Source organism: Paenibacillus xylanexedens (assembly GCF_007680605.1).
Classification (GTDB): Bacteria; Bacillota; Bacilli; order Paenibacillales; family Paenibacillaceae; genus Paenibacillus; species Paenibacillus xylanexedens_B.
Genome location: NZ_VEIO01000004.1, coordinates 134,015 through 146,290 on the forward strand (window position 1 = coordinate 134,015; position 12,276 = coordinate 146,290).

The 12,276-nt window shown below is 47.9% G+C and carries 10 protein-coding genes and 2 riboswitches; of the genes, 1 reads left to right on the top strand and 9 read right to left on the bottom strand.

The genetic code is table 11. The features are described from left to right. Nucleotides 1–85 precede the first annotated feature (85 nt). Nucleotides 86–1,672, bottom strand: coding sequence for a HAMP domain-containing sensor histidine kinase (locus FS818_RS19985; protein WP_145334030.1), 1,587 nt, complete (start codon nt 1,670–1,672; stop codon nt 86–88). Continuing rightward, nucleotides 1,669–2,352: a response regulator transcription factor gene (locus FS818_RS19990; protein WP_145334032.1), complete on the bottom strand. Its 684-nt coding sequence runs from the start codon at nt 2,350–2,352 to the stop codon at nt 1,669–1,671. Before FS818_RS19990 ends, FS818_RS19985 begins: the two co-directional genes overlap by 4 nt. A gap of 371 nt (nt 2,353–2,723) precedes the next feature. On the opposite strand from FS818_RS19990, the gene FS818_RS19995 reads away from it, so the two are divergent. Next, nucleotides 2,724–4,478, top strand: a complete 1,755-nt coding sequence (locus FS818_RS19995; RefSeq protein WP_145334034.1) for an alpha-glycosidase — start codon at nt 2,724–2,726, stop codon at nt 4,476–4,478. 250 nt (nt 4,479–4,728) lie between these two features. Here the strand turns inward: FS818_RS19995 and sdaAA are convergent, their stop codons facing one another. The 7 genes from sdaAA to pstA form a co-directional block, all read right to left on the bottom strand. Then, the gene (sdaAA, locus tag FS818_RS20000; protein WP_145334036.1) at nt 4,729–5,664 is read right to left on the bottom strand and encodes an L-serine ammonia-lyase, iron-sulfur-dependent, subunit alpha; all 936 of its coding nucleotides are present in this window, start codon (nt 5,662–5,664) and stop codon (nt 4,729–4,731) included. After that, nucleotides 5,654–6,343, bottom strand: a complete 690-nt coding sequence (gene sdaAB / locus FS818_RS20005) for an L-serine ammonia-lyase, iron-sulfur-dependent subunit beta (RefSeq protein WP_145334038.1) — start codon at nt 6,341–6,343, stop codon at nt 5,654–5,656. The genes sdaAA and sdaAB overlap by 11 nt, the downstream gene beginning before the upstream one ends. Before the next feature lie 113 nt (nt 6,344–6,456). Continuing rightward, nucleotides 6,457–6,595, bottom strand: a riboswitch (glycine riboswitch). Between the two features lie 4 nt (nt 6,596–6,599). Beyond that, nucleotides 6,600–6,776, bottom strand: a riboswitch (glycine riboswitch). A gap of 194 nt (nt 6,777–6,970) precedes the next feature. Beyond that, nucleotides 6,971–8,065, bottom strand: a complete 1,095-nt coding sequence (locus FS818_RS20010) for a LolA family protein (RefSeq protein ID WP_145334040.1) — start codon at nt 8,063–8,065, stop codon at nt 6,971–6,973. 6 nt (nt 8,066–8,071) lie between these two features. Continuing rightward, entirely contained in the window at nt 8,072–9,577 is a 1,506-nt protein-coding gene (locus FS818_RS20015) for a HAMP domain-containing sensor histidine kinase (protein WP_145334042.1), read from the bottom strand. Beyond that, the gene (locus tag FS818_RS20020) at nt 9,574–10,287 is read right to left on the bottom strand and encodes a response regulator transcription factor (RefSeq protein ID WP_145334044.1); all 714 of its coding nucleotides are present in this window, start codon (nt 10,285–10,287) and stop codon (nt 9,574–9,576) included. The genes FS818_RS20015 and FS818_RS20020 overlap by 4 nt, the downstream gene beginning before the upstream one ends. Nucleotides 10,288–10,618: 331 nt before the next feature. After that, the gene (gene pstB, locus FS818_RS20025; RefSeq protein ID WP_123065562.1) at nt 10,619–11,374 is read right to left on the bottom strand and encodes a phosphate ABC transporter ATP-binding protein PstB; all 756 of its coding nucleotides are present in this window, start codon (nt 11,372–11,374) and stop codon (nt 10,619–10,621) included. Between the two features lie 13 nt (nt 11,375–11,387). After that, a complete protein-coding gene (gene pstA, locus FS818_RS20030; protein WP_145334268.1) occupies nt 11,388–12,275 on the bottom strand; it encodes a phosphate ABC transporter permease PstA in 888 nt (295 codons plus the stop codon). Nucleotide 12,276: the final 1 nt, after the last annotated feature.

Consider the following 12,276-nt stretch of genomic DNA (forward strand, 5'->3'; position numbering starts at 1 on the left):
CGGAACTATCGTAACCCTCCAAGGTTAAAGCCAGCGTATGTCCAAGTTTAAGTTTAGTTTAAAAAAGAAACCTCTTTGCTTGCGCTCAAACTTCCGGATCATTCTCTCTGCCGCTATATAGATAGGTGCGGACACCCATATCCGAGCTATCTACCCGCTTCCGCAAGCCCATCTCACGAATCAGCAAATCGACAATGGACAAGCCAAGTCCTGTGCCCTTCGTACCTGATTCCGGCTGAATCCCCGGCCCGTGATCCTCAATTACTACGGCAGTTCGGCCCTGAATCTGCTCCGTGGAAATGCGAATATACTTTCCGCTTGCCGCATGACGAACGACGTTTTGGAACAGATTGTCCAGCACACGCCGCAACCCTTGTGCATCCACATCCCAGATTAACGGCGTTTCAGGCAGGTCGATGTCGATCTCAAACTCTTCCTTCTCCCACACGGGATACCAGGAAGCAGCAGCTTCCCTTATCATACGCAGTGCATCTTTTTGCTCCAGTTTTAAAGTATATCTTCCACTAGTCAGCAGATTATACGTGAGCAAGTTGTCGATCAGTTCACCAAGATCCTGCATCTTGCCTTCCATCCGGCTCAGTGCCCGCACGCCTTTATCACTTAGGTTTTCTTTATTCAGTGCATGCATATGCCCTCGAATTACCGTAAGCGGTGTTCTCAGGTCATGTGATAACCCTGCCACAAGCCGTTTGCGAAGTTGCTCCTCTTCCCGCTCACGCTGAAGGCTATCCGTTAACTGATGTACCATCTGGTTAAAGGATTCCTCCAAATGTCCAATCTCATCCGATCTCTTAATGTCCACTGGAAGAGGTATACCCTCCTTGGTCGGGGTAACCATAGCAGATTGCAAGTGAATCAGTCGTTTGCGAATTTTGGCGAAGAACAGAACGGACATCACAATAAAGATGACAAACACAATCAGCATCACTGCTCCGAAATAGATGAACTCGACTACCCCGTTATTAGTAATGTTTTGAATGAGTTCACGTGGGACTTCAATCACCATAAACCCTTGTCCTTTATTCACATTTCCTCCGCCTATAAAAGAAACCACGGTTAGAGGATCGCGATAGAAGGCTTCCTTCATAAACTGAACCGTATCATTTGGTGTCCATCTCGCCGGGATCCGGGTCTCTGCTTTTTCTCCAGTTGCGAGCGACCACTTCAGAATGACATCTGTATCGAAAGACTCCGGCTCTCCTTCGGAGGCGTCTGAAGGATTTAATGACTTAGATTTCAGCACCTTCGCCTCTTCACCACCAAGCACTAACATCGTTCTACCCGTTGCATTTACACGATACATAGCTGATTTAGGATATCTCTCCTGCAGTTCTTTCATCCGTTTATCCACCATTTGATCAGACGCCCCATCCAGCTTCTTGGATTCGCTCGTCCACAGTTTGGTGATTTGATCAGCATCACCGTAAGGTGCTTCTTCACTAGAGCTTACGTTATTGATGACCACAATAAATACCGTTGCTACCACCGGTACTACAACAGGTACAAACAGAAAAGCTGCCAGGATCAGTAGCATGTATCTGGACATCAGTGATCGGCCAAACTTTATTTTGGGGCGGATAGGCTGATCCGTGCTTCTGCCTCTTTTCTGTTCAAACTTTCCGGCCTTCCGTTCTCTATACCATCTGATCATGGCTTCTTGACGCGATAGCCAACACCGCGTACCGTCTGAATAATGACAGGATTGGCCGGATCAAGCTCCAGCTTCTCGCGCAGATGCCGGATGTGCACCATCAATGTTTTGTCCCCATCCAGATAAGACTCGTTCCACACCGCCTCATAGATCTGTTCTTTAGTGCGAATCATGCCCATATGCCGAAGCAAATAAGCAAAGATATGAAACTGTTTGCCCGATAAAATAATCTCTTCCCCCGTCTGCTCATTCACGATCCGGTTATCCTGCTCATAGATCGACAGATGATCCAGTTTAAGTACCGTTTCATCTGAAGCTACCGCTCCTGCCTTCCGCAGTTGAACCTCAATTCGCGCTGCAAGCTCGTCCGGATGAAACGGTTTGGTCACGTAATCATCGGCGAAATCAAGCCCATGCAGCTTGTCATCAATGGATGTTCTGGCCGAGAGCATAACGATGGGCACAGCAGGATATTCTTTTTTTAATCGCTGGCCTACCGTGAATCCGTCGAGCCCTGGCAACATCACATCCAGAATTACAAGGGAACAATCTGCCACAGCCTCGGTGGCCCCTTCACCACTCCCGAGCCAGACGACCTCATATCCACGCTCCTCCAAGTCTTCTCTCACCCATGTTGCAATTTCCGTATCGTCCTCAATGTATAACAGTTTGTTTTTCATCTATGTACTCGTTTCCTTTCCGTTCCCTTTGGGTTAATGATATATCTGGGCGGCATTGCTTATCTGTATGATCTTGGCTTTAAATTTTGAATGGGGCGAGCCTCCCCGCGAGTTTAAATACAAGCCTGGTTGCACAAGCTACAATGTCCGTTGCCCGGGCTTCAGTACATTCCATGTCACTCGTTTAGAACCGGCCCTCTCTTTTCATACCCTCATTATAACGCAATCTGCAGTCACGTAATATGAAGCTATATCATTCAGCAATGATGTTTACATACTACATGTATTTTCTGTTCTACTAGCATATTTTATCTAATTTAAATGAATTGGTTTCTGCTTACTTCATTTCTATCTGACAGGAGGAATTACATATGTTGCTTGAAGCCATCTTTCACCAGCCGAAACGAAACTGGGCCTATGCCTATGATCAGGATACGATTCGTCTACGTCTACGTGCCAAAAAAAATGATCTCACCGAGGTGTATGCCCTGACTGGAGATAAATACGCTTGGGAGGAAACAAGAGATATGGTTCCTCTGACCAAATTGACGTCAGACTCTATGTTTGACTACTACGAGGGGGAAGTGAAACCTCCGTATCATCGATTGAAGTATGCTTTTCTGCTCAAAAGTGGAGATGAACAGATCTGGATGACCGAGACGGATTTCCAAGAGGAGGAGCCGGATGATCCCGGCCGCATGTTCCAGTTCCCTTATCTTCATGCCGGAGCCGTGTTTACGCCCCCAGCATGGGTGAAAGATGCTGTGTTTTATCAGATTTTCCCCGAGCGCTTTGCCAATGGAAACCCGGATATCAATCCCAAGGGGGTTGAACCTTGGGGCGGGGAACCTACACCCTTTAATTTCTTTGGCGGTGACCTGCAGGGCGTAATCGATCACCTCGATTATCTCAGTGAACTGGGTATTAACGCGATTTATTTCACTCCGATTTTCGAAGCTACAACCAATCATAAATACGATACCGAGGACTATCTGCGCGTCGACCGCCATTTCGGTGATGCTGACACGGTGAAGCATCTGGTGAAGCTATGTCACGAACGCGGTATTCGTGTACTGCTGGATGCCGTGTTTAATCATTCAGGCAAAACATTTGCTCCTTTTGTTGATGTACAAAAACATGGCGCCAAATCCAAATACAAGGACTGGTTTCACGTACATGAATTCCCGCTGGACGTAAAGGATGGCATTCCAACCTATGAGACATTTGGCTTTGAGGCTCATATGCCCAAGTTAAATACAGAGAATCCCGATGTGAAGGCCTACTTGCTCGAAGTAGCTGAATATTGGATCAAGGAAGTTGGCACGGACGGCTGGCGTCTTGATGTAGCTGATGAAGTGGACGATGCTTTCTGGAGAGATTTCAGGCGGGTTGTTAAAGCAGCCAACCCGGATGCCTACATTTTGGGTGAGATATGGAACGAATCTTCTTCCTGGCTACAAGGGGACCAGTTCGATGCCGCCATGAACTATCCGTTCACCGCCGCCGTAAATCATTTCTTCGTGGAAGATAAGATGCACGCTGCACAATTCGCGAGTGCCCTTGGCCGGCAGTTATCCCGCTACCCACTTCAAGCGAGCGAGGTGGCATTCAACTTACTCGACAGTCATGATACTCCTCGCCTGCTTACCTTGTGTGAGGGCGATCAACGCAAGATGAAGCTGGCTGCCTTGTTCCAGTTCAGTTACATGGGAGCGCCATGTATCTATTACGGTGACGAAATTGGGCTCGACGGTGAACATGATCCGGGATGCCGCAAATGCATGGAGTGGGACGAAGCGAAGCAGGACCGGGAGCTACTTCACTTTTATCAAAAGCTGATTGCGCTGCGCCATGCTCATCCTGCACTGCGTGCAGCCGGAACCATTCGTTTCCTGCAAGCTCAGGAAGGCGGCAGCCAGCTTGTGATGGAGCGGCAAAGTGACGAGGAACGCATCCTCATTCTGTTTAACCGTTCTGAGGAAACGGCCATCGTTGAACTGGACGCAGGGGAGCAACCTTGGACGGAGCTGTTTGAGGGCAACCATCGCACCGCTCTGGAAGACGGTGTGCTTGCCATTGAACTGCCTGCATACGGATATGCCGTGATGCGCACAGAAATAAAGTAAATGGCCTTTTGAAACTCACCATAAATAACTGCTTTTCCTAATTCTGATTGGTTAACTGCTATCTTGGCTGGTTTAGGCACAATGAACAAACAAGCGTCTCGCATAACCTGAGCAGGCCAGGTTCGCGGACGCTTGTTTGTTATGAAGTAATAACGACTAACATGCTCTAATTACTACTTGCTAATTGCTAATCGGAACCTGGTTGTGTGCTCCTTAGCTATTTGGCCCCACCCTGTAAATGATCCAATTGCTACTCTGCCTCTGAGCCTGTTTGTGATGTTTCGGATGTCTCATCCGGCAACCGCTTGGCCTTCGGTTTCGCCAGCTTCTCCATCATCTTGCGGCCTGTAGGTGTCTGAGCGAGCCCGCCTTGCGCTGTCTCGCGGTGACGGCTCGGCATCGCGCTGCCTACCTCCAACATCACGTCGATGACTTCGTCAGACGGAATGGCACTGCGTACACCAGCGAGTGCCATATCTGCGGCAGCCAGTGCAGTAACGGCACCGAGTCCGTTGCGCACGATGCATGGAATCTCTACAAGGCCAGCAACCGGATCGCAGATGAGGCCCAGTGTATTTTTCAAAGCCAATCCTACAGCATGCACCACCTGCTCCGGCGTCCCTCCGCGAAGCTCCACCATCGCACCGGCAGCCATGCCAATCGCTGAACCTACTTCCGCCTGACAACCGCCCTCGGCCCCTGAAATAAATGAATTGTTGGCGATCACGTATCCAATAGCACCAGCGCAGAACAATCCATTCACCAGATGTTCATCCGTCCAGCCAAATCGTTCCTGCGAGCTGATAAACACGCCCGGAATGATGCCACAAGAGCCCGCCGTTGGGGTAGCCACGATACGTCCCATAGAAGCATTCACTTCCGATACACATAGCGCATAGGCCATGGCAAGGGCAGAAGCATCACCTGAGCACGTTTCGCCTTGGCGAATATATTCGGCCATCTTTTTCCCATCCCCACCCGTCAGTCCGCTACGTGAGGTGGTATCTTCTGTAAGTCCTTTACGAACGGCTTCTTTCATCACCTGGTAGTACTCCGACATCTGCTTTACCACGTCTGTTTCCGGTGTATTGGTCTCCTGCACCTGCTCTTCAATCATCAACTGTGCAACGGTTTTGGACTCCGCAGTGCAGATGGCGTTCAATTCATGTAGATGTTTAAACCGCATCCGGATCAACCCCTCTCTTCAGATCAATCACACGTATGTCCAGCATATGATCCAATGAACGCAGCTTGCTCAGCGTGTCTTCACTCGGCGGTGCATCCATCTCCATTGCTGTTAGTGCCTCACCATCACGAGCCTTTCGATCCACTTGCATATAGCCGATATTCACTCCGGATGAACTAATGGTTGAGGTCACGGATGCCAGCACTCCCGCTTTATCGGCATGACGCAAAACAAGTGTCGGAAACTCTCCACTGATCTGTACGCGAAAATCGTTTAACGCATGCACAGATACACTGCCGCCACCGATGGAAGCACCTATTAAAGAGCATGCCCGTTCACCGTGCCACAATTCAATCTTGACCGTGTTCGGATGGGGAGCTGGCAGACCGCTGGTGTAAAATTCAACCTCCATGCCTGCTTCATCTGCATACTGCTCTGCATCCGGTATACGCGGATCATCTGTAACGTAACCCAGCAAGCCGCCGATTAGTGCCAGATCTGTTCCATGTCCCTGATAGGTATCCGCAAATGAGCCATATAATGTAAGTCTCGCACGTTCTGGCATACATCCCAGCCACTGACGCGCAATTCGTCCCAATCTTGCCGCACCGGCTGTATGTGAACTGGATGGTCCCGTCATCGACGGACCAATAATTGAAAAAACATCTTTAAATCGCACCTTGTAACCCTCCAATTGGTTTTGTCATCGCCATGCGGACAAGACCGCCATAATGTTCCTGATTTACTGATTGATGACATTAAAAAAGGACAGAAGAAGGCCGTTAGCCCTCTCTCTGTCCTTGATACCTGAGAGTTTCATGATTCTAGCGCCAGGGAAGAACAAGGCCGAGTACACGCAAGCACTCACCTGTTCAGCAATCTGACAATCATATACCCCTTGGGTGGCGCTTCTTCCGCGCACTCTCCAGAGCTGCGTCCAACGACGGTACTTTTACCTGAGAGATTAACGGTTATGCCGGGTGCATAACTGCTTGCTCCTTCGGTGCCTAAGCCATCTGTACAGTACAGTTTGCATCTAAAATGGCATCTATCATGCTTACTTGTACTGTATTGCATCATCATCCTGCTCAGGTCTCTCCCGCTCGTTATCATTCGCTATATTCTGTTCTTTCATGAATGAAAGTTCACCATTCTGCCATGCATTCAATCATATACAGCGTAATATGCCATACTCTATATGTCAATAAAAGTGACGTAATCTCAGGGTACATCATTTTCTATATACGATATGCTCATTTCATTCATATGGTTCAAAGCTTGTTCAATCTTTTTCTACCAGCCAACATTATTTCGCTGGCTTCGGTATTTGCAGCTCATTTACCCACATCTGTAGTTGCTCTTCTGTCCAAAAATCATTTTCGCCCATGACCGAATAACGAAGACCGTCCTCACTCCACGACAAGTTCCGAATCATAGACATGTATGAACCCTCTGTATCACGAATGTTAACTTTCTTTTCCTCTGGAAGCAGCTTTTCATCACCGTTTTCCTCTAGTGCTTTGAATACGGTCATGCTGATTTCTGGTTTGTTATCCTTCACATAATACAACGTCACTTCATCCCGGCCGTTTTCACCCATAGACGAAATGAGCTCAATTCTCGACAAGTTCATATCTTTTCCTACATATTGTAGGAGGGGCTGGCCCACGGACTTCTCTGCCTCTTCCAGTGTGATTTCTTGGTTATTCATCACGTCATTCATTTTTTTCACTTCAACATCTGCAGGAATATCCAGCGTAAATGTCTGGTCTGTGAACTCAGGATTGTAATTGATCCGGTCATAAAGAAACTCTGATTTGGTATCCCCATGCGTACTGGTGGCTTTAACAACCATCCACTCTTTGGGGTTTATCCAATACTCCGAAGACATGGACAATGAACCCTCATCCTTCGGCGTTAGTTCAATATGAATGACCTCCTGGTCTTGAAGCTTTTCCTGACCCAGCATCTTCACATTATGGTTGTCACGCATACGTTCCAGTTGATCCACCAGCATCTGCTTCTGGGTCTGGTTGGGTTCCTGCTGGAGCGCTGATGAATCCATCGCAAAAGCGGTCTTCGCCTCTTCTTCATAGATCAGTATCTCTGAACCGTTATGAACCGCATAACTCACGTTTCCATTTTCATCTGTCTCGATCCGCTTTTTCCCTGTTTTTCCGTCAACCCATTCCTTCACGTGTATGGTGTTCGTAACCTCACTATCTGTCCACATCTTCACCGTACCTTCGGCATAGTATGACCCCGGCTCAGACTCGGCAGTAATAATTTTTTCAATCATGTCATCGCCTGACATTCCGAGTAGCTCCTTTTCTGCACAGCCTGCCAATAGTGAACCTGCGATCAAGATCGACCCTATCCATTTCCATCCATTTTTAATCATAAATCATCATCCTTTCTTGATTATATCCTGCGATTCATCCGGGTTTCTTCGTTCCGGCAATAAGCAAACAGCTGCAGTCCCATATTGTTTAGAGGACCACATGCGTATATCCCCTCCGTGCTTTAATGCGATTCTCTTTGATATGCTCAATCCTAATCCAGAGCCTCCTGCATAACCGCCTGTCTGCTCTTGGTGATATTGAACGTACGGCTCAAAAATACGCTCCAGTTGTTCTGGCGGAATAGGAGAACCTTCATTTTGTACAACAATCAGTGTTGCTCCGATTCTATACGTATCCAGTTCTGCCCTCAGTGATGGATCGATCCATCCCGGCAGTTCTGTTGCGGAGTCAATTACAGCAAGCCCAATTCTACCTTGGGGAGGAGTATAACGAAGCGCGTTATGCACTAGATTATCAGTCAGACGCATCAGCGATTCAGGATGAATTCGATAGCAATGATTGGTCCGTACAGACATCTTCATGTCATACTCATTACGTTCCGAAAGACCTCCGTAACTGCCAAGCAGCATCTCAAAAAACTCTTCCCCTTCTACCTCAACCATAGCAAACTCTGAATCTCTGGAACCCAATGCTGTGTACATCTCCAACTCACCGATCATCTTTTTCATACGTTCAACATTTCTGGCGATAACATCTCTATACTCTTGTCTCTCTAATTGTCTAGAATGTTCCTCCATACTAAGTGCTTCCGCATAAGCACTGATGGACATGAGAGGTGTCTTCAGGTCGTGTGAAAGAGAAGCTACAATCATCTCTTTTTCTTTTTGCTGCCTCTCCACTTCCTCCTGGGTCTGGCTAATGGTTTGTTGCATCGCATCAAACTGCTGTAACAACATACCCATCTCATCACTGCGACCGTTGACCCGTATCTCATCCGGTTTTTCTCCGCGGGCAAATCCATGCATCCTGTTTATCAAAACTTTCATAGGGAAGAAAAGCTTGCGGAATAACAACCACAACACCGTTCCATACAAGAGAACAAAAAATGCCACTGATCCACCGATAACCCATGTCGTTCGAAGCGATATTCCTTCAAGCCGATCCTCACGCAACATCGTTATTTCATAAATCCCTGCCAGCTCCCCTTGATCCCAAACTGGTTTTTTCAATGAAAATGTGCGGTGTCGAATCTGAAGATGATACAGATTTCGATATAATTCAGAACTTCTCACCGTATATCCACCTGTTGACCAAGTATCCCCGCCAGAAGTGTAGACTCGAATCCCAGAAGGTAGATAAAGATTGAAACTTAGCTGTTCGCTGGCAAGCGCAGGGAGGGTTTGATCACGCTTAAGAGAATTCAACTGATACAGCGTTGGATCATTTAAGACCTTCTCTATGGGTGCAAGGCGTCCTGTCAATTCCACATACTCCGCTACTGCACGATGATTTTCATAATAGTTATATAAGGAAAATAAAGCCCACCCTGCCGCCACAGGCAAAAACATCACGATCAGGAACGCAATCATCAGCCAATATTTCAGCTTCATTCAACCCGTTCTCCAATAAAGCGGTATCCACTGCCCCATACGGTTTGAATCCAGCGCGGCTGGTGCGGCGCATCTCCCAGCTTGGCCCGCAAACTTTTCACGTGCACAGTAACTGTAGCGGCGGAGCTTCCTTCTGCCGATTGACCCCACACATGTTCGTAAATCTCTGTTTTCGTAAAGGCTCGGTGGGGGTGCGAAGTCAGCAGCATTAGCAATGCTCCTTCTTTAGCTGTGCACTGCACCTCTGTACCATGCAGTTTCACCTGCTGATTCAATGGGTGAATCGTTAACCCATCGTTGTATTGCTGAACCGATGCATTGGACTGACCACCTTGATATCTACGATATCTGTTCAGGTGGGCTTTGATTCGAGCCGTAAGCTCCGCCAAACTAAAAGGTTTGGTGATATAATCATCTGCGCCCAAGCCGAGTCCTTCTAATTTGCTTTCTTCCTGGGTCCGGGCACTCATGATCAATACCGGAACATCGCTGATCAGCCTGACATGTTTGCATACTGTAAATCCGTCCATCTCCGGCAACATTAGATCAAGCAGGACAAGGTGATATAATCCGTTCTTGAAATCTTCCCAGCTCTCCAGTCCACTTGATGCCCAGGTCACTGCATATCCTTTACGACGCAGATGATCCATTAAGATCCGGGCAATTTCGGGATCGTCCTCTACTAACAGTATGTTATCCTTGTCTGTCATTGCGCTTTCATCCTCCCTGCATTAAAGTGTAGCGAAAAATACATGTGATACTTCAAAGTTTATAGTTTCTTTAGATTTACAGATCGCATATATGCCAATCTCTAAACCTGATTTACAACAAAAAGAGCCCCCTGAACTTCAGGACGCTCCGTCTCATAATACAACTTCAAAAAAGTTACGCTTAACTCATGTAATGATTTCTCGATCTGGATTTCTCGATCTCTATTTATCCTAGCATGGGGCTTCCCATCTGGCAAATAGCCCCAGATACTCAGAGAGCAAAAAAAGACTCCCGGATATACTAATCCAGGAGCCTTGTCTTCTGTTTTCATTAACCAAAACGTCCCATAATATATTCCTGCGTCAAACGATTGTCCGGGTTAGTGAAAATATGCTCCGTCTCTCCATGCTCAACCAGACTGCCCAAATAAAAATAAGCTGTATAATCCGAGATGCGTGCAGCCTGTTGCATGTTATGGGTAACGATAACGATGCGTAGCTCCTGCTTCAGCTCGGAGATCAACTCCTCCACTTTACCCGTAGATACAGGGTCAAGCGCAGATGCAGGCTCGTCAAGTAATAGGATCTGTGGGTCTACAGACAACGCGCGAGCAATACAGAGACGCTGTTGCTGTCCACCTGAAAGTGCCAAGGCTGAATCATGTAACCTGTCTTTCACTTCGTCCCAGAGGGCAGCACGGCGCAAGCTCTTTTCCACAATTTCATCCAGTGCCTTCTTACTTTTCGTACCGCGGTAGCGGGGGCCAAATGCGATATTGTTGTAAATAGACTTGTGAAAGGGGTTTGGCTTCTGCCACACCATGCCGATTTTCTGACGAAGCTTGATGACATCCGTCCCCGGTTCATTAAGGTCATTGCCGTCCATCCAGATGTGTCCTTCCGTACGGGACCCGGCAATCTCATCATTCATCCGGTTCAGAGAACGAAGGAATGTGGATTTGCCGCAACCGGACGGCCCAATCAGGGCCGTTACACTCGCTTCGGGGAAAGTCAGGCTGATCTGCTTCACGGCCTGAAAGTGCCCATAATATATGCTTAACTGTTCCGTACCAAATGGTATGGCCATGTGGATTTCCTCCTTATTTCGAAGCTGTCATACGGCGGTACACAACCCGGCCGATCCAGCGCGCGCTCAGATTGAATGCCAGTACCAGAATGACCAGCACGGCAGAAGCTCCTGCTGCAATTTCTTTGGAATCTGGCCCGATGCCTTCACTGTTGACTTTCCAGATGTGCACGGCTAGTGTTTCCGCAGGACGAAGCGGATTGATCGGTGATCTTGGACTTGTTGGATTCCAGTCCGTGAAGTCCAGCGGTGGACTACTCATACCCGCAGTGAACATCAGGGCCGCGGCTTCACCGAAGATCCGACCGGATGCCAGAATGGTGCCCGTAATCAAGCTTGGCAGTGCCACAGGCAACAGGATGGACGTAATGATCTTCCATTTGGACAAACCAAGAGCAAGTCCCGCTTCCTTCTGCTCTTTGGGAACGGCACGGAAAGCTTGCTCCGTCGTCCGTACCATAAGCGGCAAGTTGAAAATCGCCAGTGCCATCGCACCCGATAAGAGTGAGAAGCCCAGTCCAAACGTATTTACGATCAGCAAAAGTCCAAACAAACCGATAACGATCGATGGGAAAGATGACAATACTTCGACAACCAGTCGAATGAAACTTGTAACTCGCCCCGGTTTGGCATATTCCGCCATATAAATGCCTCCGCCCCAGCCGAGCGGAATGGTGATGATCAACGTTAAGACAAGCAAGAAGATCGAGTTAAAGAGCTGCGGTCCAATTCCGCCGCCACCTTTGAGCAATTGCGGCGCACTCGTCAGGAAGTGCCAGTTGATCTGGCCGATCCCCCGGAACAGAATAAATCCGAGTAAACCGAGCAAAAGTACAACAATGAATAGAGCCAGAATCACAATGACTACTGTTGCAATTTTATCCGCTGTTTTTGGCTTCATT

Excerpts from the sequence above, each read along its gene's own strand:
- sdaAA (WP_145334036.1), bottom strand. The coding sequence starts at position 5,664 with ATGCGGTTTAAACATCTACATGAATTGAACGCCATCTGCACTGCGGAG.
- pstB (WP_123065562.1), bottom strand. The coding sequence starts at position 11,374 with ATGGCCATACCATTTGGTACGGAACAGTTAAGCATATATTATGGGCAC.
- FS818_RS20020 (WP_145334044.1), bottom strand. The coding sequence starts at position 10,287 with ATGACAGACAAGGATAACATACTGTTAGTAGAGGACGATCCCGAAATT.
- FS818_RS20010 (WP_145334040.1), bottom strand. The coding sequence starts at position 8,065 with ATGATTAAAAATGGATGGAAATGGATAGGGTCGATCTTGATCGCAGGT.
- pstA (WP_145334268.1), bottom strand. The coding sequence starts at position 12,275 with ATGAAGCCAAAAACAGCGGATAAAATTGCAACAGTAGTCATTGTGATT.
- FS818_RS19995 (WP_145334034.1), top strand. The coding sequence starts at position 2,724 with ATGTTGCTTGAAGCCATCTTTCACCAGCCGAAACGAAACTGGGCCTAT.
- FS818_RS19990 (WP_145334032.1), bottom strand. The coding sequence starts at position 2,352 with ATGAAAAACAAACTGTTATACATTGAGGACGATACGGAAATTGCAACA.
- FS818_RS19985 (WP_145334030.1), bottom strand. The coding sequence starts at position 1,672 with ATGATCAGATGGTATAGAGAACGGAAGGCCGGAAAGTTTGAACAGAAA.
- FS818_RS20015 (WP_145334042.1), bottom strand. The coding sequence starts at position 9,577 with ATGAAGCTGAAATATTGGCTGATGATTGCGTTCCTGATCGTGATGTTT.